The organism is Streptomyces sp. NPDC048644 (assembly GCF_043199105.1).
Classification (GTDB): Bacteria; Actinomycetota; Actinomycetes; order Streptomycetales; family Streptomycetaceae; genus Streptomyces.
Genome location: NZ_JBICVO010000013.1, coordinates 1 through 20,118, shown reverse-complemented (window position 1 = coordinate 20,118; position 20,118 = coordinate 1). Strand labels below are relative to the sequence as shown.

At 70.8% G+C, this 20,118-nt stretch carries 12 protein-coding genes and 1 pseudogene; 8 read left to right on the top strand and 5 right to left on the bottom strand.

Annotation, left to right across the window (positions count from 1 at the left end):
* Positions 1-100: 100 nt before the first annotated feature.
* From car to ACGFNI_RS26095, 3 genes are all read left to right on the top strand, one after another.
* Positions 101-3,631, top strand: a complete 3,531-nt coding sequence (gene car, locus ACGFNI_RS26105) for a carboxylic acid reductase (RefSeq protein WP_393687082.1) — start codon at positions 101-103, stop codon at positions 3,629-3,631.
* Positions 3,632-3,739: 108 nt separating this feature from the next.
* A complete protein-coding gene (locus ACGFNI_RS26100; RefSeq protein ID WP_393687081.1) occupies positions 3,740-4,330 on the top strand; it encodes a TetR/AcrR family transcriptional regulator in 591 nt (196 codons plus the stop codon).
* 17 nt (positions 4,331-4,347) lie between these two features.
* Positions 4,348-5,310, top strand: a complete 963-nt coding sequence (locus ACGFNI_RS26095) for a carboxymuconolactone decarboxylase family protein (RefSeq protein ID WP_393687080.1) — start codon at positions 4,348-4,350, stop codon at positions 5,308-5,310.
* Here ACGFNI_RS26095 and ACGFNI_RS26090 read toward each other — a convergent pair.
* From ACGFNI_RS26090 to ACGFNI_RS26080, 3 genes are read right to left on the bottom strand one after another with little or no spacing between them, the layout of a single operon-like run.
* The gene (locus ACGFNI_RS26090) at positions 5,277-6,140 is read right to left on the bottom strand and encodes a hypothetical protein (RefSeq protein WP_393687079.1); all 864 of its coding nucleotides are present in this window, start codon (positions 6,138-6,140) and stop codon (positions 5,277-5,279) included. The two genes, ACGFNI_RS26095 and ACGFNI_RS26090, sit on opposite strands and share 34 nt — an antisense overlap.
* On the bottom strand, positions 6,137-7,969 hold the full coding sequence (locus ACGFNI_RS26085; RefSeq protein WP_393687078.1) for a GMC oxidoreductase: 1,833 nt from the start codon (positions 7,967-7,969) through the stop codon (positions 6,137-6,139). The genes ACGFNI_RS26090 and ACGFNI_RS26085 overlap by 4 nt, the downstream gene beginning before the upstream one ends.
* Positions 7,966-8,361 carry a hypothetical protein gene (locus ACGFNI_RS26080; protein ID WP_393687077.1) on the bottom strand — a complete coding sequence of 132 codons (396 nt, stop codon included), beginning with the start codon at positions 8,359-8,361 and terminating at the stop codon, positions 7,966-7,968. The genes ACGFNI_RS26085 and ACGFNI_RS26080 overlap by 4 nt, the downstream gene beginning before the upstream one ends.
* 330 nt (positions 8,362-8,691) lie before the next feature.
* Between ACGFNI_RS26080 and ACGFNI_RS26075 the strand changes: the two genes are divergently transcribed.
* The 4 genes from ACGFNI_RS26075 (at position 8,692) to ACGFNI_RS26060 (ending at position 16,070) form a co-directional block, all read left to right on the top strand.
* Positions 8,692-12,915 carry an amino acid adenylation domain-containing protein gene (locus tag ACGFNI_RS26075; RefSeq protein WP_393687076.1) on the top strand — a complete coding sequence of 1,408 codons (4,224 nt, stop codon included), beginning with the start codon at positions 8,692-8,694 and terminating at the stop codon, positions 12,913-12,915.
* 245 nt (positions 12,916-13,160) lie between these two features.
* A complete protein-coding gene (locus ACGFNI_RS26070) occupies positions 13,161-13,466 on the top strand; it encodes a chaplin family protein (RefSeq protein ID WP_393687075.1) in 306 nt (101 codons plus the stop codon).
* Positions 13,467-13,508: 42 nt separating this feature from the next.
* A complete protein-coding gene (locus ACGFNI_RS26065; RefSeq protein WP_393687074.1) occupies positions 13,509-14,762 on the top strand; it encodes a hypothetical protein in 1,254 nt (417 codons plus the stop codon).
* A 297-nt stretch (positions 14,763-15,059) separates the two neighbouring features.
* Positions 15,060-16,070 carry an MBL fold metallo-hydrolase gene (locus tag ACGFNI_RS26060; RefSeq protein WP_393687073.1) on the top strand — a complete coding sequence of 337 codons (1,011 nt, stop codon included), beginning with the start codon at positions 15,060-15,062 and terminating at the stop codon, positions 16,068-16,070.
* 101 nt (positions 16,071-16,171) lie between these two features.
* Here the strand turns inward: ACGFNI_RS26060 and ACGFNI_RS26055 are convergent.
* Together ACGFNI_RS26055 and ACGFNI_RS26050 are read right to left on the bottom strand one after the other, a co-directional pair.
* A pseudogene (locus ACGFNI_RS26055) lies at positions 16,172-17,298 on the bottom strand (NADH:flavin oxidoreductase).
* A gap of 158 nt (positions 17,299-17,456) precedes the next feature.
* Complete coding sequence (locus tag ACGFNI_RS26050; protein WP_393687072.1) at positions 17,457-18,173, bottom strand: NADPH-dependent F420 reductase; 717 nt, start codon at positions 18,171-18,173, stop codon at positions 17,457-17,459.
* A gap of 1,116 nt (positions 18,174-19,289) precedes the next feature.
* On the opposite strand from ACGFNI_RS26050, the gene ACGFNI_RS26045 reads away from it, so the two are divergent.
* Positions 19,290-19,685: a 3-oxoacyl-[acyl-carrier-protein] synthase III C-terminal domain-containing protein gene (locus tag ACGFNI_RS26045; protein ID WP_393687071.1), complete on the top strand. Its 396-nt coding sequence runs from the start codon at positions 19,290-19,292 to the stop codon at positions 19,683-19,685.
* Positions 19,686-20,118 lie beyond the last annotated feature (433 nt).

The window sequence follows — 20,118 nt, the reverse complement described above, 5'->3', positions numbered from 1 at the left end:
TGCCCTCCCACCGCATGCAGGACATCAGCGCTCTCCACGTCGCTTTCAAGTGAAGTTCCCCCAGATGAACGGGCCTTCAAGGCCCCGAAGGAGACACCACATGACTGGCTCGCAGCCCCCAACTGACGAGATCAGCGCACGTACCGCTCAGCGCAGCGCTCACCTGTACGCGACAGATCCGCAGTTCCGCGACGCCGCGCCCCTGGATGCCGTCACCGAGGCGATCCGGCGGCCCCCACTGCCGCTCGCCGACCTCGTGGCCACGGTGATGGAGGGATACGCGGACCGCCCCGCCCTGGGCGAGCGTGCGACGGAGGCGGTCACCGACCCGGATACGGGCCGCACCACGCTGCGCCTCCTGGAGCGGTTCGACACGCTCACCTACGGCGAACTGTGGGAACGCGTCGGCGCGTTGGCTGCCGAGTGGCGGCACCACCCCGACCACGCCGTGGGCCCGGGTGACGTCGTCGCGGTGCTCGGTCCCACGAGCGCCGATTACACCGTGGTGGATCTGGCGTGCGTCCGCTCCGGCGCGGTGAGCGTTCCGCTCCAGGCCGGGGCCTCCGCGGAGCACCTGGCCCCCATCGTCGCGCAGACCGCACCGCGCGTGCTCGCGGTGGACGTGACGCACCTGGATGTCGCGCTCCAGGTCTCGGCGGATGCCCCGTCGCTGGGCAGGATCGTCGTCTTCGGCCACCGTCCCGAGGTCACCGCGCACCGGGAGCAGCTGGACTCCGCGCGCGGCCGACTCGCGGCGCAGGGCCGGGGCGTCGCCCTGGACACGCTGGCGTCACTCATCGAGCGGGGAAGCACCCTGCCACCGGCTCCCCGGAGCCCCGAGGGGTCGACGGCCGACGCACTCAGCTCGCTGATCTACACCTCGGGGAGCACGGGCACCCCCAAGGGCGCCATCTACACCGAGCGTCATGTCAAACAATTCTGGGTCGACTTCGTCCCTGGCCAGGACATGCGTCCCGCCATCGTGCTCAACTACATGCCCCTGAGCCACATGGTGGGACGGGGCGTGCTGTTCAGCACACTCGCCAAGGGCGGCATCGCCTACTTCGTGGCATCGAGCGACCTGTCGACCCTGTTCGATGACCTCTCCCTGGTCCGCCCCACCGAGTTCCTCATGGTGCCCCGCATCTGCGACATGCTCTTCCAGCGCTACCAGAGCGAGTTGACCCGCCGGAACGATGCGGGAGGCGATGCGGCCGAGGTCGCGGACCGCGTGAAGGAGGAGCTGCGGGAGCGGACCCTGGGCGGCCGACTCCTGTGGGCCGTCAACGCATCGGCCCCGCTGAGCGCGGAGATGACGGCATTCGTCGAGAGCTGCCTGCACGTCAGGATGCTCGACGGTTACGGGTCGACGGAAGCCGGCATCGTCTCGCTCGACGGCCGGGTGCTGCGCCCGCCGGTGACCGACCACAAACTGGCGGACGTGCCCGAGCTGGGATACTTCCACACCGACTCGCCGCACCCCAGGGGCGAACTGCTGGTCAAGTCCGACCGGCTCGTCCCCGGCTACTTCCGGCGCCCGGATGCCACCGCCCAGGTCTTCGACGAGGACGGCTTCTACCACACGGGCGACATCATGGCCCGCGTCGGTCCCGACGAGATGGTGTATGTCGACCGCCGTTCCCACGTCATCAAGCTGTCCCAGGGCGAGTTCGTGGCCGTTTCCCGTCTGGAAGCCCTCTTCACCGGCAGTCCTGTCGTCCGGCAGGTCTTCGTGCACGGCAACAGTGCGCGCGCCTACCTGCTCGCGGTCGTCGTGCCCACACAGGACGCGCTCGACCGCTTCGGCGATGACACCCGGCGCCTCAGGTCGATCCTGCGCGATTCCCTGCACCGCCTCGCCGCCGATGCGGGCCTCAACTCCTACGAGATCCCACGGGACTTCCTCATCGAGACCGAGCCGTTCAGCCAGCAGAACGGATTGCTCTCCGGAGTGCGCAAGCTGCTGCGCCCTGCGCTGACGAAGCGCTACGGCGAGTCCATCGAAGCGCTGTACACCGAACTGGCCGAGCGCGAGACCGACGAACTTCAGGCACTGCGCCAGGCCGGACCTGACCTGCCGGTACGGGAAACCGTGTGCCGGGCCGCCCGAGCGCTCCTGGGACACCAACAGGACGACGTGCAGCCCGGCACACACTTCCTCGAACTCGGCGGTGACAGCCTCTCCGCGCTGTCGTTCTCCCAGCTGCTGAAGGAGATCTTCCACGTCGACGTCCCTGTCAACACCGTCATCAATCCGGTCAACACGCTCCAGCAGGTGGCCGAGCACATCGCGAAGGCGCTTGCGTCGGGACACCGGCGCCCGACCGCCGACAGCGTCCACGGACCGGGCGCGACGCGGCTCGCGGCGGGCGATCTGACGCCGGACGCGTTCCTCGACGCGGAGACCATGGCGCAGGCCGGCAGGCCGGCCGGTCCGCTGCCCGAGGCCAGGACCGTCCTGCTGACCGGCGCCAACGGCTACCTGGGCCGCTTCCTGTGCCTCGCCTGGCTGGAGCGCGTCGCCGAGCGCGGCGGCACGCTGGTGTGCGTGGTCCGCGGGAGCACCGACGCGCTTGCCAGGACACGGCTCGACGCGGCCTTCGACAGCGGCGACCCGGAACTCATCCGGCGCTACCACGACCTGGCAGCCGAGCACCTGGAGGTGGTCGCCGGCGATATCGGAGAGGCAGACCTCGGGCTCGACAAGGAGACCTGGCAGCGGCTGGCCGACACCGTGGACCTGATCGTTCACCCGGCGGCACTCGTCAACCATGTCCTGCCGTACGACCAGTTGTTCGGCCCCAACGTGCTGGGTACGGCCGAACTGATCAGGCTCGCGGTCACCTCCCGGATCAAGCAGTTCACCTACCTGTCGACGGTCGCCGTCGTCTCCGGGTCCGAGGACGCGGCCGACGAGGCGGCGGACATCCGCACGGCCTGCGGGGCGCGCGACCTCGACAGCGGTTACGCCAACGGCTATGCGGCCAGCAAGTGGGCGGGCGAGGTGCTGCTGCGCGAGGCGCACGACACGTTCGGCCTGCCGGTCGCCGTGTTCCGCTCGAACCTGATCCTCGCGCACCCGCGCTACCGGGGCCAACTGAACATCCCGGACGTGTTCACACGCCTGTTGCTGAGCCTGCTGGCGACAGGAATAGCCCCCGGCAGTTTCTACGCCCGGGGCACCGGTGCCGGCAGCGGGCACTTCGACGGACTCCCCGTGGACTTCACAGCGCAGGCCATCGCCTCGCTGGGCGACCACACACGGGAGGAGTACCGGACCTTCAACGTCGTGAACCCGCACGAGGACGGCATCTCACTCGACACGTTCGTCGACTGGCTGATGGCAGCCGGACACCCGCTGACCCGCATCCACGATTACGACGAGTGGCTCGACCGCTTCGAGGCCGCCTTGCGCGGCCTGCCCGACCGCCAGCGGCAGCATTCGCTGCTCCCCCTGCTGCACGCCTTCGCACAGCCGGAGGAGCCGCGGCCTGGTTCCGCCCTGCCGGCGCACCGATTCTGCGCGGCGGTGCGGGCCGCCGCCCTCAACGAGGAGAACGACATCCCCCGTCTGTCGCAGGACCTGATCACCAAGTACGTGGCGGACCTCCGGTCGCAGCACCTGCTGTAACCCTCCTCTCCGGGCGCTGGGGCGGCACCACCCCTGTTCGAAGGCGCGAGGGGCTATTACTATCTACCTCAGGAGGTAGTAATAGTGCCATCGAGCCGGAAAGCGAGAGTGGGCCGCCCCCGTCAGGTCGAGGACGAGGCCGTGTTCGCCGCGATGGGCACGGTGCTGCTCCGCGTCGGCTGGGCGCGCATGACCATGAGCGAGATCGCCGCCGAGCTCGGGGTCACCCCGGCGGCGCTGCGGCAACGGTTCGGCGCCAAGCGTGAGTTGTTCGCCGCTTTCTACGACCGGCACACCGAGCAGCTCAAGCCGGGCGGGGACGACCCACCACACGACGGGTCCGCGCTCGACGCCCTGCGCGCGATGGTCCGCCGGTCCGTCGCATTCGTCGAGACGCCGGAGCAGATGCGCCACGCGATGTCACCACTCACCGAAGCCGGACAGGACTCCGACCTCCAGCGGATGACGCGGGAACGGTTCGTAGCAGGAGTGCGGCACACGACCACGCTGCTCGAACTTGCCCACGCCAACGGCGAGATCACCTGCTCCGACCCCGCCGGTCTGGCCCGCCAGCTACAGCACTGCCTCGTCGGCGCCTGCCTCGTCTGGTCGTTCGCCGCCGAACGGCCGATCGCCGACGAGGCGCTGGACGCGGTCGGGCGGACACTCGCGCCCTACCTCCCTGATCACGACCGCTGATCGCCGAAGGAGACGACGTGACCACGACCGCACGCATCGGCCGCGACCTCACCAACCGCCCCACCGAACCCCGCATCCTCCCGCTCGCCCTCGACGACATGACCCAGGCGCAGCGCGCCCTGGCCGGAATCGGGGCCTCCACCGTCATCCGCACGCTCGTACACCGCGACGACCTGGTCACGGCGATGGGCCCGCTCGGCCAGGCGCTGCTGTTCTCCGAACGGACCTCACCCCGCGACCGCGAACTGGCGATCCTGCGCGTCGCGCTGCGGACCGGGGCGGCATACGAGTGGGCGAACCACACGCTGGGCGCGCTGGGAGCAGGCGTGAGTGAGGCGGAGATCCGCGCGGTGAACGACCCGGAGGCGTCCTGGCCCGAAGCGGATGCGGCCCTGCTGCGCACGGTGGACGAGTTGTGCGCCGACGACTGCGTGTCCGATGGCACCTGGGCGGCGCTGCGGGCCACCCGCGACGACGCGGAGATCATCGAGTTCTGCCTGCTCGTGGGCTACTACCGGATGATGGCGGGCTTCTTGAACTCGGCCGGTATCCAGCCCGAACCCGGACGGCCCGCCTTCGGCGAGGTGCCCGCCGCGGCGCCGGGCACCCGTCCCGCCCCCGCGGCGAAGGGCGCGGGCGGAACACCCGCGAGAACCTGGGACCTCGCCTTCCACCACCCGTCAGGCGACCAGGACCTCACCCTGGTCATGGAGGTGCGCGACGGCCGGATCACCGGGTCGGCGGCCAACCGGAGCAACGGCATCACCACGACCGTCACCGACGGCACCGCCGACGGACCACGGTTCTCCTACACATCCGTCATGACCGAACCCGTACGCCTGGAAATATCCTGCAACGGCACCGTCGACGGCGACTCGATCGCCGGCGACATCACCGTCCAGGGCACCGGCCCCTTCCCGTTCGACGGCACCCGCACCCACGGTCATCAGCCGGCGGGAGGCCGGGACGGCAGGAAGTAGGGGCGGTTGTGAGCGGCGACCGGGGGTGACTGGTAGCTCCAGGCACCGGCGGCCGGGGTGTCGGCGACGAGTGAGCCGATATCCCGGCCGAGGTCGCTGTCCGGGGCGTGGACGGTCAGGCTTACGCGGTCGGTGTGCTCCGGGGCGCTGAGGTCGTACCAGCGGTAGGGCTGGTAGACGTTCATGGGGCCGGCGAGTACGCGACCGTCCTGGCAGGTGCCGTAGCCCGTGATGGGGGTGTTGTTGGCGGGGGCTGCGGCGATGTCGTCCAGCGCGGCCGTGAGGGAGAACAACGGGGTCTCGCTCTTCTCCAGGGCTTCGTCCTGGCCGACGTCGGCCGCCTTGCCGTGCACGGTCCACGTCTCGCCCGCGGGGCCGTTCAGAGAGGGCAGGCCGACCTCGAACCAGCCGGGGTACTTCGGTTCCGCGTACAGTGCGCGCCCGGCGCTGATGGCGTACGGGTTGTCGCACAGGACGTGGATGCGGGCGATGCCGAGCAGTTTCGTCTGGTCCCAGCCCTGCGCGTACTGCGCGTAGGTCAGCCGCGGGATCCGGTCGCTCTCGGCGGTCGGGAAGGCGATGACGTTGTACTCGATCTCCTGGGTGACGCCGCCGCCGAACGCGTACTGCGCGAAGTACAGCTGGTAGTTGAACGACACCAGCGCCTGTCCGTCGAACTCGGCCGCGGACAGGCCGGGGTGGTGCTTGGCGAGCAGTTCACCGACCGGCCCTGGAGCGACCAGCCAGTCGACGCCGAGGTGATGCAAGGCCCCGTAGTGGAACGGCAGTTGGAAGGGCTCCGGTACCGGCGGCAAGGGCAGCGGACTCATGCGGGCGCTCCTGGGGTGCTCGGGGTGAGAGGGGCGGGGCGGTCGCGTGCGACGAGGTCGGCCTCGATGCGTTCGGCACTGCGCAGGGCGAGGGCCGCCATGGTCAGGGTCGGGTTGGCGGTGGCGACCGACGGCATGCTGCCGCAGCCGACGGCGTACAGGCCGGGGTGGTCCCAGCAGCGCTGCCATGAGTCGACCACCGAGGTGGCCGGGGAGTCGCCCATGATGTGGGTGCCGGCGGCGTGCCCCGCGCCGCGGTAGCCGTAGGTACGGCCGCCGTGGGTGAAGCGGCCGGGCCAGGCCGCCGCGGGCGCGTAGTCGGTGTGGTCATCGGCGCCGAGCAGCGCGAAGATCTGGTCGGAGACCGCGCGGGCGGCGGCCATGCCGTCCTTGATGTGGTCTGCGAGGTCGTACGTGACCAGGGGCCGGGGCAAGCCGAGCGGGTCGCGCGCGTGCGGGTGGAGCGTGACGCGGTTGGCGGGGTCGGCGCCCTGCTCCATCTCGAACTGCAGGGTGAACTGGCGGCCGACCCGATCGCCGACGGCACGCCGCAGCTCCGCCCCGAAAAGCCCGTCCTCAGAGATGAGTTGAGCCACATCCTCCTCGACGGATCCCTTGGCCCAGACCCATCCCCAGTTCCCGATCTCGATACGGAACGGCGCCCGCAGCCGGCGCCCGGGGCCGGTGCGGAAGCCCTCGAAGCCGGAGGTGGAGCCGGGCCCGCGGTAGGGGCCGACGGCCTGCGGCAACCTGCCCCAGGTCAGCAGGACCGGGTGGTCCATCAGGTTGCGGCCGACCTGGCCACTGCGGTCGGCGAGCCGGGACAGGAGGAGCAGCCGGGCGTTCTCGATGGCGTGCGCGGCGAGCACGACGACATCGGCGCGGGCCGTGGCCACCGTGCCGTCGTACGACCGGTACTCCACGCCCGTGGCCCGGCCGCTCCCGTCGACGAGGACGCGGCTGACGACGGCCCGGTCCCGGAGCGAGACCGAAGTGCTCCAGCGCCCCTGCGTCTTGAGCGGGGTGTACTTCGCGTGGGAGGGGCAGTGCGGAATGCACGAAGCGTTGCCCAGGCACCGGCTGGCCGGATCCGGCCGCCCGTGCGCCCCGCGCGGAACGTAGCCGCGTCCGTGGTCGTAGGCGGGATCGGGGATGCCGTTGCGGGCGTGCGGGGTGCCGACCACACGCAGCGCCGCCTCGCTCAGGGCGACGGGGTCCTTGACGCGCCGCCCGTCGAGGCGTGCCGCGATGACCCGGTCCAGGTAGCTGGCGGGCAGGGGCCGCATGGGGAAGACGTAGCCGTCGGGGAGCGGCAGCCCCGCGTGCGCGCGCTGCTCGTCGGCGTCGGCCGCCACGCCCAACTCCTCTTCGGCCGCACGGTAGTAGGGCTCCAGATCGTCATACGTGAGCGGCCAGCGCCGGCCGTATCCGAAGGCTTCGGTGTCGAAGTCCTCCGGCAGCATGCGCGGCGCCAGTCCGGTCCATACGTTGCCGGTGCCGCCGTTGACACGGACGTAGCCGCTGGCGTACGGCAGCGGGCCGTTCTGGAGCAGATGGCCGGCCGCTCGGAAGCCGGGCGCGCCGTCCGTGCCGACGACGTCGGTCACTTCGGGCCAGGGCGCGGCGGGCTGGGGCCGGTAGGCGGAGCCCGGCACTTTCGCGGACGCCGTCAAGTAGGTGGTGAGCGGGTCCGGGTCGCCCTGCCCGGGATCAGCGGCATTCGCTCCGGCCTCCAGAACCAGGACTCGGCGACCGCGCCGCCCGAGTCGCTCCGCAACCAGCGAACCCGCCGCACCCGCCCCCACGACGATCACGTCGTACCGGGTCACAGGCCCCTCACCTCGGCCGGCCGCTCGGCCCAACTGCCGTACCCGGCAGGTGCGGTGGCGGGGGCCACGAGCCCGGCCGCCGTCCAGGCGAGCCCCTGGGCGTAGGCGCGCGGCGACACCACGAACGGCGGCGGACCTGGCCAGCTGCCCGTGTACCACAGGAACGTTACGGCACGGGCGGCGTCCAGCAGGTCGCCGTCCAGATCCCGCGCAGGACGGCCCCGCTCGCACAGCAGCCGCCCGAAGAGGTCAGCCCCGAGCTGTTCCACCGCCACGGCCCGGTACACATCGACGAGCCCCGTCGCGCGAAGGTGCGCGCCGTCGAACCCGGTCAGCTGCGCCGACAGCACAGTGAAGCCGTCCGCCTCGTCCTCGTCTGTCGTTATCCGCACGAAGCCAACCGTGCCCCGAAGGACGGTGGGCATGCTGCGCCGCCGCGCGGTTGGCTTGTTCTCTACGCACACGCGGAGGCATCAGGGGCCGACGGACCGGAGCCGCCCGCACCTTGTGTGCCGATTTCCCGTTCCCTGACGCGGAGTTGCCCGCTCCCCCACGCACTCCGGATCCATCGCACCCGCGCAGACATTTTTCCCGATGAACCGATACATCAGCCCTGTTGGCTCGTTGACCCTGTGCAGCGGGTGAGTCGCGACCGAGAGTGCAGACGAGCCACCAACCCGGTTGCCGTTGAGCAGAAGGACCTTCGTCAGGAGACGGCAAGCATGAACAGGAAGTCCGGCAACTGTGATCGCTGGTTGCCGCTGACCGTCGCGCAGACGGGCGTGTGGTTCTCCCAGCAGGTGGATGCGGAGAACCCCATCTACCGTGCCGCCGAGTACGTGGACATCCACGGCCCGGTGGACTTGAGCGTACTTCGCGCCGCGCTGCGCCGCGCCGTGACCGATACCGAGGCGTTGCAGGTCCGCTTCGAGACGGACGACGAGGGCGGCATCCGGCAGGTGGTCGACCGTTCGCTGGACTGGTCGCTGCCGGTGGTGGACCTGCGCGGCACCACCGAACCGACCGGCCCGACCGGCCCGTCGACCGGCCCGTCGAGTGCCCCGGAAGCCGATCCGGCCGGCGGGCCGACCGGCCACCCCGTCATCGAGCCGCCGGCAGCGGCCCCCGACCCCTGGACCAGGGCCCGGCAATGGATGTGGGCCGACCTGCGCCGGCCGGTCGACCTGCGCCGCGGTCCGCTCTTCAGCTTCGCGGTGCTGCAACTGCCCGACGACCACTGCGTGCTGTACCTGAGCATCCATCACATCCTGCTGGACGGCTACGGCTTCTCCCTGTTCATCCAGCGCGTCGCCGAGCTGTACACCGCCCTTGAGGCCGGCCAGGAGTGCCCGCCAAGCCGCCTGGGCTCCCTGGTAGAGCTGCTGGCCGACGAGGCCGCGTACCAGACGTCCGAGCGGTTCACCTGTGACCGCGATTACTGGGCCGCCCGACTGGCCGACCGTCCCGCCACCGCGGCTCTGTCGGACCGACGGCCTTCGGTCCCGCACGGCTTCGTACGCGAAACCGGGTACGTCCCTGCGCCCGCCGCCGACGCGCTGCGGGCGCTGGCACGGCAGTGCAGGTCAGGACTGCCCGCGGTGGCCATGGCGGCACTGGCCCTGTACGTGCACCGCATGAGCGGCACCACCGGCGTGATGCTGGACCTGACGGTGACGGGCCGCTCCGGCACGGTGGCCCGCGGCGTGCCGGCCATGCTGGCCAACATCCTGCCGCTGCACGTGGAGCTCGGCCCTGACACGAGCGTGCGCGAGCTCGTACGCCGCACCTCCGAGCGGGCCCGCGGCCTGCTGCGCCATCAGCGCTATCCGTCGCAGCACCTCGCCCAGGACCTGGGATTCGTGCCTGCCGGCGGCTATCTGGGCGACTGGGGCATCAACATCATGGGATACGACCCGCCGTTGAGCTTCGGTCCGCATCCGGCCATGCTGCACAACCTCTCCAACGGACCGGTCACCGGCCTCGGCGTCAACGTCTACGAACGGACCGCGGACGGCTCGCTGCGCATCGATTTCAACGCCGACCCCGCCCTCTACGACGCCGAGGCCACCGCCGCCCACCACCGCCGCTTCCTGGCCCTGCTGGAGACCCTCGCCGCCACCGAGCCAGGACAGCCCGTCGGCGGCATCGACCTCCTGTCGGCCGCCGAACGCCATCAGGTGACGACCGGCTGGAACGACACCGCCCGCACGGTGCCTGCCACGACACTGCCGGAAATTTTCCGGGCACAGGCCCGCAGCACACCCGCCGCCACCGCGCTGGTCTGCGGCGACCTCATGCTTTCCTACGCCGAACTCAACGCGCGCGCCAACCGGCTGGCACACACGCTGCTCGAACGCGGCGCAGGACCCGAGACGTTCGTGGCGCTCGCCCTGCCGCGCTCGGCCGACTACCTCGTCGGCCTGCTGGCCGTGCTCAAGACGGGTGCGGCGTCCGTACCGATCGCCCCGGACCTGCCGGCCGAGCGCATCCGCTTCCTGCTCGCCGACACCCGCCCGCGGTGCGTACTCACCACCACCGCCACCGCCCGACGCCTGCCCGCCGACACCGACACACTGCCGCTCGACGATCCGGCCGCACTCCGTACGCTCGAACACCGGCCGGATACCGACCCCACCGACGCCGACCGCCCGGCCCCCCTGTCGCCGGACCACCCCGTGTATGTGAGCTACACCTCCGGTTCCACCGGCCGCCCTAAGGGCGTGGTCATCGAACACCGTCAGATGACCAACCTCTTCTTCGATCACGAGGCCGAACTGATCGGTCCTGAGGCCGCCGCGGCAGGCCGCCGGCTGCGCGCCGCGCTGACCGCCGCCTTCTCCTTCGACACCGCCTGGGTAGGCATGCTGTTCCTGGCTGCCGGCCAGGAACTGCACCTCGTCGAGGATGCCGTACGCATCGACCCGCCGGCCCTCGTCGACTACATCGCCAAGCAGCGCATCGACTTCCTCGACCTCACCCCCAGCTACCTCCATCAGCTCATCGCCGACGGGCTGTTCACCGGCGACCGGCACCGGCCTGGGGTCCTCATGGTGGGCGGCGAGGCCATCGACCCCGCGTTGTGGGAGACCCTGCGCGCCCAGCCCGGCACGAACGCGTACAACTACTACGGGCCCACCGAATGCACCGTCGACGCGGTCTATTGCCGCCTCGCCGACCACGGCGACCGCCCGGTCATCGGGCGTCCCGGCCACAACATCCAGGCGTACGTGCTGGACAGCCTGCTCAATCCGATGCCGCCCGGCGTGCCGGGCGAGCTGTATCTGGCGGGTGACCAGATCGCCCGTGGCTACCTCGACCAACCCGCCCTGACCGCCGAACGGTTCATCGCCAACCCCTTCGCCCCTCCCCGCACCGATCCGCACGGCCGACCTGGCGCTCCTGGCCCCCGCATGTACCGGACCGGCGACCGGGCGCGCTGGACGGCGGGCGGCGTCCTGGAATACCTCGGCCGCATCGACGAGCAGGTCAAGATCCGCGGCTTCCGGATCGAGCCGGGCGAGATCGAGGCCACGCTGGCCCGCCATCCGTGCGTGGCCCAAGCGGTGGTGGCCGTACGAGAGGACTCCCCGGGCGATCAGCGCCTGACCGCGTACGTGGTGCCCGCGCCCCCTCCGGCACCCCACACAGCCACCCTCGCCGCCCCCGGTGCCGAGCCTCACCCCGTCCCCGCCCCCCGCACTGCAATCCCCACCACCTCCGGCCCCGCCTCCCCGGTGGACATCGCCGCACTCCGCTCCTGGGCCACCGCGCGGCTGCCCGCATACATGGTCCCCAGCACCTTCGTCCTCCTCCAGGAACTGCCGCTGACCACGAACGGCAAGCTCAACCGCGCCGCCCTGCCCGCCCCCGAAACCCCTGCGGCCCCCGGCGGCCGACAGCCGAACAGCCCGCAGGAGAAAGTGCTCTGCGCGCTGTTCGCCGAGGTCCTGGGCGTACAACAGGTCGGCATCGACGACGACTTCTTCGCCCTCGGCGGACACTCCCTGCTGGCGGCCAAGCTCATCAGCCGCATCCGCGCCGCCCTGGGCACCGAGCTGTCCATCGGCGCGCTCTTCGAAGCCCCCACCGTCGCCGGGCTCGTCCGGCTGCCCGCGACCGGCTGCCAGTCGGACGGATTCGGCATGCTCCTGCCGCTGCGCGCCCGCGGCTCCCGGCCACCCCTGTTCTGCGTCCACCCCTCCGGCGGCCTGAGCTGGTGCTACGCCGGGCTGCTCCGCCACCTCGGACCTGACCGCCCGGTGTACGGACTCCAGGCCCGCGGCCTGACGCTCACCGGCACCGGCACGCTGCCCACCACCTTCGATGAGCTGATCGCCGACTACGTCGAGCAGATCCGCACCGTCCAACCCACCGGCCCCTACCACCTGTTGGGCTGGTCATCCGGCGGCGCACTCGCCCACACCATCGCCGCCCGGCTGCAAGGGGCAGGCGAGCGCGTGGCCCTCCTGTCCATGCTCGACTCGCGCCCCATCGACCCACACGAAATGACGGGTGCGGCGCTGGAGGAGCACGACATCCTCGCCGCGCTTCTCGAAGCCGTCGGCCACGACCCGGGACGTACCGGCCGCCCGCCGACCGCTTCCGGCATCGCGGACAACAGCAGCAACGACGTGCTGGCCTCCCTGAACGAGCATCCCGCCCTCGGCGAACGCCAACGCGCCACGGCCACCAAGGTGTTCACCAACACCGTCAAGCTCCTCCCGACCTTCACCGAGAGCGTCTTCGACGGGGACCTCCTGTACTTCCACGCGACGCGGGGCAAACCGGCCCATGCGCCGTCCGGCGAGGCGTGGCGCCCACTGGTGACAGGCCGCATCACAAGCCACGACGTCGCGTGTACACACAACGCCATGACCCAGCCGGACCCACTGGCCCACATCGGCCGGGAACTGGCCACGTACCTGGACACCGTCCCCGCGCACTGAACCGGCCGGCCCCTGCGGCAGCGCAGGGGCCCGAGCCTGACCACCTCAGCTCGTCAGCGCTTCAAGATCACACCATGGTCAACTCGTGCGATTTCCGGGCGCGTTGCTTCGGCACGGCCGGGTGACGTCCGCGTGTCGGGAACCGGGTTCTGTCGTTGGTGGAGTGCGACCGGGTACGTCCGGCCGTGTGCGTAGCCGGTCGGTCACAGGTCCGGGATCTGGTTCCCAGGTGAAGGAGGAACGCAATGAGTGTGGAGTTGCGGGGTACGGGCGGCGCGGTAAGTGCGGGGGTGCGGGCCGCGGTGTTGGGTGCGGTGGCCGGGGCGGCCTTGCTTCCGGCCGACGCCGCGCAGGCGAACGTCATCGGCATCGGGAACGCGGCGTTCGGCAACACGTGCGTCAACCAGGGTGGTGCGCGTGCGATGGGCTCCACGGTGGCCGGGAGCGGGGCGGTCAGCGGCAATCACGTCGGTCTGCCGTTGAGTCTGCCGCGTAACCATTGCGGTAACAGCGGCGTCGTCTGCTTCGTCCTGTTCAGGGCCAGTGTGTGAAGGGATCGGCGAGCGGCGGGTTACCGGCTGATGGTGGTGAATGTGGCGGCAACGGGTGTGACGGTGGAAGACCGGGCGGCGGTCGAGCTGCTGGCCCTGAGCGGGCGGGCGCTGCCCCTGCTGCGGGAGTGGGTGGGCAGGGATCCGGGCTGTGGTGTGGCGCGGGCGCTGCTGACGTTGGTGACCGGTGACCGCCTGGACGACACCGTACTGAAGGAGCAGCTGACGATCGCCTACCGGGATGCGCGGGCCACCGGTGAGCGGCAGGCGAGCCTGGTGTACGGGGTGTTCCTCCATACGCACCGGCAGTACCGGCTGACGGCCGATCATCTGGTAGGGCACTTCGCACGCTGGCCCGCCGATGAGCTGGCCGGGCTCATGCTGGGCGCGTTCTCCGGGTGCGGGGACGCCGCCTACCGTGCGCACGGTGATGCCCTGGTGGAGCAGCAGGCCGAGCTGGCGGGCCCGGAGCGCTGGCCGTGGACGAGCTGGCTGGCCTCGATCCGGGCGGAGCAGGGCCGGGTGCGTGAGGCGCACGAGTTGGCCGGGCAGGCGCTGGCCCTGTATCCCCGCTCGGGCGTGGCCGCGCACGCGCTCGCACACGCCGAGCACGAGCTGGGGTCCGGGCGTGCCTGCGTCGAGTTCCTGGACGAGTGGCTTGCGGCGGACCCGCAGGCGGTGCAGTTGCGGCATCTGAGCTGGCATGCCGCGTTGCAGTCGATCGCCTGCGGCGACTTCGCGGATGCGCGCCGACGCGCGGATGCGGCGCTGCCGCGTGCGGACGTCGGCATGCGGGCCGCGACGAACTGGCGCCTCCTGCTCGTCGGGCAGACACCGGCCGACCGCAGCGATCCTGAGCACGTACGGGAACTGCTCGCCGCACCAGGCGGGATGGCGGAGGTCTTCCACACCTTCAACCTGGCCCTGGCCCTGGCCGTTGAGGCCGCGACCGAAGACCTGGAGGCCCTGGCCCGCCGGGCTGCCGCCGACGAACGCTCCGACTACCGCGAAGTCCTGGCCCCCGTGGTCCAGGCACTGGCGGAGGTCACCGCGGGCCACCCCCGCGCCGCGGTCGACCTGCTGAACGACCTGGGCGAGAAGGCGGAGCGGATCGGCGGAGTACGGGTGGAGCGAGAGATCATCCAGGACACCCTTGCCCGCGCCCTCGTCGATACCGGCGAACACACCCGCGCAGCGGACCTGCTGCACCACCGCACCACCACGCGCCACCACCACACCTACGAAGACCTCCTCCTCACCGACACCACAGCGGCAACGGTGGCCGGACCCCGCTGATCCCTCGCCGCCGGATCCACCGGTTCCCGCTTCAGCGGATTCGGCATACGGCGAGGACGACACCCTCCCCTTCCCTAAGCGCTTAGATATATCTATGCTCGGCCGACCCGCCCAGCCACCCCGGGAGGCCCAGATATGTCGTTCCCTCAGAGAGGCGCCGAGCCCTCAACGGTGTCGCATCGTCCTGCCCATGGTGACCGGGGAGTGTCCCGACGTCGGCTTCTGGGCGCCTCGGTGGCCTCCATCGCTGCCGGTGGTGCAGCGCTCGGCGCTCAGTCCGCCGCGGGTGCGGTGCCCGTGTCCGCGCGGGAGCCCCGCGAACGGTCCGCCGTCGTGCTACTGGGCACCGCCGGCGGTCCTCCGCCGGTCACCTCGCGCGCCGGAACGGCCACGGCACTGTCGGTGCGCGGACGCGTCTACATCATCGACTGCGGACGCTCGGCCGTCACCCAGTACGGCCACAGCGGGCTGGAGTTCGGGGACATCGCCTCCGTGTTCATCACCCACCTGCACATCGACCACATCGCCGACTACGCCAATTTCCTTCTGCTCGCCGCCCATGGCCCCAACGACGCCGGAGATGCCGTTCGCCCTCCCCTCGATGTCTACGGCCCCGGTCCCGCAGGCGCATTGCCACCCGCGCACGGCGGCGGGAGCGTGCCCACCATCGCCCCTGGCGACCCCACCCCCGGGCTCAAGGACCTGACAGCGCAATCCATCGACGCCAGCGCCTACAGCAGCAACATCTTCGCCCGTGAATCCGGCGCACACGACCCGCGCAGCGCGGTGCGGACACACGAGATCGCCCTGCCGGAGATCGGCGCGGATCCGCTGCACAACCGAGCCCCTGACATGGACCCGTTCCCGATCATGGATGACGGCACCGTGCGGGTCAGCGCCGTCCTGGTGCCGCACGGTCTCGTCTACCCCTCCTTCGCCTACCGCTTCGACACCCCGGACGGCTCGGTGGTGTTCTCCGGCGACACCGCGCCGACCGACAACCTCGTCAGGTTGGGCCGGGGAGCCGACATCCTCGTCCACGAGGCCATCGACCTCGACCACTACCGCAACAGCAGCGGATACAGCCAGGCCGTGCTCGAACACTTCGCCAACGCGCACACCGATGTCACCCGCGTCGGGACGATCGCCGAGCGCTGCGGGGTCTCCACCCTGGTGCTCACCCACCTCGTCCCGGCGGACTCGTTCCTGGTCTCGGATGCCTCCTGGCGGCACCGCGCCCAACGGGGGTTCACCGGCCGGGTGGTGGTCGGCAACGACCTCGACCGCATACCGCTGCGAAGGCGGTGAGCTGTTCAGGAGCCGTTGGCCGGGCGGGTGGTGTGCCGAGGCGTCAGCAGGTGCCAGGCCGCACTCCACCCCGCGAGAGCGACCTGCCCGGACAACAGCCCCTAGCTCAGCGTCTTCTGCGCCGTCGCGTCGTACGGCGTCAGCTCATCGAACCGGTTCTCCAGGACCTTCGCCGCCCACTGCGGGTCCTGGAGCAGGGCGCGGCCGACGGCGACCAGGTCGAACTCGTCGCGCTCCAGGCGGTCCAGGAGGTTGTCGATGCTGTCGAGCTGGGCGCCCTCGCCCGCGAACGCGCGCATGAAGTCGCCGTCGAGGCCGACCGAGCCGACGGTGATGGCGGGCCTGCCGGTGAGCTTCTTGGTCCAGCCCGCCAGGTTCAGGTCGGAGTCGTCGAATTCCGGGCGCCAGTAGCGGCGGGTGGAGGCGTGGAAGGCGTCGACGCCGGCTGCCGCGAGCGGGGTCAAGACCGCCTCCAGCTCCTGCGGAGTGTCGGCGAGCCTGGCGTCGTAGGCATCGGCCTTCCACTGCGAGTAGCGGAAGATCACCGGGAAGTGCGGGGAGACGGCCTCGCGGACCGCGGCGACGATCTCGGCCGCGAACTTCGTACGGGCCACGGCGTCGCCGCCGTAGGCGTCGGTGCGCCGGTTCGTCCGCGCCCAGAGGAACTGGTCGATCAAGTAGCCGTGGGCGCCGTGCAGTTCGACTCCGTCGAAGCCGATGCGCTCGGCGGTCGGGCGGCCTCGGCGAAGGCGCCGATGACGTCATCCAGGTCGCGCCGGGTCATCGCCTTCCCGGCGTTCCCGGTGCCGTCGAGGCGGATGCCGGAGGGACCGACGGCGGGGGCGTCCGGATAGGGCTCATCGCCCTGCTCGCGCACCATGCCGATGTGCCACAGCTGCGGCACGATCGTGCCGCCCGCCGCGTGCACGGACTCGGCGACCTTCGCCCATCCCGCCAGCTGCTCCTCGCCGTAAAACCGCGGTACCCGGTCGCTCTGCCCGGCCGACTCGTGGCCGACGTAGGTCCCCTCGGTGACGATCAGGCCCACGCCCGCCGCGGCGCGACGGGTGTAGTAGGCCCGCACGTCCTCACCGGGGACGCCGCCAGGGGAGAACTGGCGCGTCATCGGCGCCATGACGATGCGGTTCGGGACGGTCAGGCCGTTCAACGCGGCGGGGCGGGACAGGAATTCGGCCGCGCGGGCGGCGGACGACGTGGTGATGGACACGGGGGTGCTCCTTGCAGAAACCGGTCGATAGGTGAAATGGGCGGGGAGTGTGCTGAGGGGCGGCCGTCCGCGCGGCGGGGTGGAGATGCGGGCCGCGCGGCCGGACGGTGAGGGGCATGGCATGCCCCTCACCGTGGGAGAAGCGGCAAGCGCCGTATTCAGTAAGGGAGTTCCGCGACCGGCGGGCGGTGGGCCTGGTCGAGCAGGACCTTCAGGGCCGCGGAGGAGAGCGGCGCGACCGGGGCCTCGACCAGATCCTCCTCCTTCGCGACCTGGATGGCGGCGTACGGGAAGGAGTAAGCCTGCGTCTGCCGCTCGAAGCGCCAGCTGTCGGCGAGTGCACCGACGTCCACCGTGTCGTATCCCAGCTTGCCGATCAGCGCGGTGGCCTCGGCCCGTGCCCCGGCGTCGTCCCCGGCGATCGGCAGGGCACTGCGGTCGGCGGCGCCTGCCGGGCGGGCGAGCTGCGGGATGTGAGTCCAACCGATGTCGTTGAAGGCCCTGACCAACTTGACGCCCGCCAGCCTCTGTTGGGCGAACTCGCCGGTGCTGACCTTCTCCTCGTCCAACTCCTCGATCCGCCCGTCACGGGCGGGGTAGTAGTTCGAGGTGGCCAGGACGACCTTGCCGGCCAACGCATCCACCGGGAGGTTCCGGTAGGCGCCGAGCGGGATGGACAACACGACGTGATCTCCTGCCTCGGCAGCCTCCTGCGCCGTGCCGGCCCGCGACCGCTCCCCCAGCTCGCCGACGAGCCCGGCCAGGGTTTCCGGGCCGCGGGAGTTCGCGACGACCACGTCCATGCCCGCGGCCACGGCCAGGCGCGCGACCGCGCTGCCTATCAGCCCGCTGCCGATGATTCCCAGAGTTGTCACGTGCTTTCCTCACTGCTGAACGGCTGCTGAACGTGCGGACCAGTGGTCCGATTCCTTGCTTGACTGCTCATCGCCCAGGGCCGGTCCCCATGGCCCGGTGGGATCAGGAGGCCGGGGCGTCCTCGACGTCCTCGGGGCCCTATCCCCGCAGGGGTATTCCAGCCCGGAGGGCGCACCCGGCTTCCCGGTAAGGCCCCGGGTGCGGCTGTCGCCCCCGCGCGGCATGCTGAGTCTGACCGTGGTGTCCGTCCTGGTCTCTGATACGAGGAGGGCGACTGTGCCTCCGGGTTGTCTCGCCGTGAAAAGCGCGCGTGCCATCACGGCCGGGTACGGTCCACTGGGCCGGCCCTTCGGCCGCCTGGTCACCACTGAAGAACTCGTGGAGGACATCGCCCCGAAACGCCACGCGAAGGCGCCCCAGGACGCCGCCGGGGTTGTCCCCGTGTCCTTCCTGCGGGAGAAGCTGGGCATCGCGTCCGTAGCGACGACACACACCACCGACGCCCTGACGGCCCTGACTCTCGCCGGTGCTCCCGGCGCCGACCGAGCCGGACCCGCTCATCCCCTGTTCAACCCCGACATCGACGCGATGACGACGCAGGCGCTGCGCCTGGCCCTGGACGACTACACAGCCCCCTCCCGCCGGCCGGAAACCCGGCCCGGCTCGCTCGCCGGGCACATCCACGTGTCCTGGTCGGGCGACGACCGGCTGATGTTCGCGCTCGCCGAAGCACGACGTGTCGCCGGATGGCACAGGCCCGGCCTGTCGTCACTGCACATCCTGTCCGGATGCGCGGGGCTGTTCGAGGCCCTCAACCACGCCGAGTACCTCCTGTACCACACAGAGGCCCGGAGCGACGAGAACGCCCTGGTCTTCGTCACCGCGAGCAGCGACCTGTCCGCCATCGCCCACACCCGCAGCCCCTTCCCCGCCCCGCAGAACGAAGACCTCGACCAGTGGCTGTTCCCGGCGATCTTCGGCGAGGGAGCCGGCGCCATCGTTCTGGGACGCGCAGACCCCGACGGCGGGGACTGGGTCGTCGAGGACTTCGAGACCGGGCCCGTGACGGAGGACTGGCGCGTGACCATGCCACCCGACCCGGACACCCCCCCCACATGGTCATCAGAGCACGCGGCGTCGGCGCCGCCTACCGCAGCCACGTCCCCCTCGCCGCGCGCCGCGGACTCGCCGCACTGGGGTTGGACACCTTCGACGACCTGCACCGGCTCTGTCTCCACGAATCGAACCCCCGGATGGTCGCCGAGGTCGCCACCGAACTCGGCGCACCCGCCCCGGCGGTGCAGAGCATCAGCTCGACCGTGGGAACACTGGCCGGCGTCTCCGTCTTCGCCCTCCTCGACGAAGCCCTCCACTCCCACAGCCAGACCCCGGACGCCCGCGACACCATCGTCTGCGCACTCATCGGCGATGTCGGCGGATCCGTCGCCGCCGGACACGTATCCCTCCGCTACAGCCATCCGGACCAGGGAGGTTCGGGGCCGCGTCGCTGATGAAGGCTGCCGCATCTTGCGACTGTGCCATGCCACGTTAGTTGGAACCGGAAGGGCACGGTGACCTGCGCCTCTTCCTCCAGCGGGACAGCGGGGCTGGAACCGACGGGGCAGTCCTGCCAGCACCTGCAGCGAGGTGTCACGCTTGTTGGAACCGGTCGCGAACCGCACCACGGGACCTGCCAGGCCAGGAAACAGCTGGACGGAAGCGTGTCATCGCCGACCCGACGAGGGTGCCAGCCCTCGTGGCCAGGTTCCAGCTCACGCGTCACGGCACAACCGGCTACGCCGCCCTTCGCGCTCAACTGGCCAAGTGCAAAGCTCACTGGCCAACTAGGGCGTGTTTGAGATATTGATCAAGTCTGTGAAACGGTCTTGATATGGCTCGTGGAGATCTGACGGACGAACAATGGGCCCGACTGGAGGTGGTGTT

Bases quoted from the DNA above. Each gene is read 5' to 3' on its own strand.
- car (WP_393687082.1), top strand. From the start codon at position 101: ATGACTGGCTCGCAGCCCCCAACTGACGAGATCAGCGCACGTACCGCT.
- ACGFNI_RS26090 (WP_393687079.1), bottom strand. From the start codon at position 6,140: ATGAGTCCGCTGCCCTTGCCGCCGGTACCGGAGCCCTTCCAACTGCCG.
- ACGFNI_RS26075 (WP_393687076.1), top strand. From the start codon at position 8,692: ATGAACAGGAAGTCCGGCAACTGTGATCGCTGGTTGCCGCTGACCGTC.
- ACGFNI_RS26070 (WP_393687075.1), top strand. From the start codon at position 13,161: ATGAGTGTGGAGTTGCGGGGTACGGGCGGCGCGGTAAGTGCGGGGGTG.
- ACGFNI_RS26045 (WP_393687071.1), top strand. From the start codon at position 19,290: ATGGTCATCAGAGCACGCGGCGTCGGCGCCGCCTACCGCAGCCACGTC.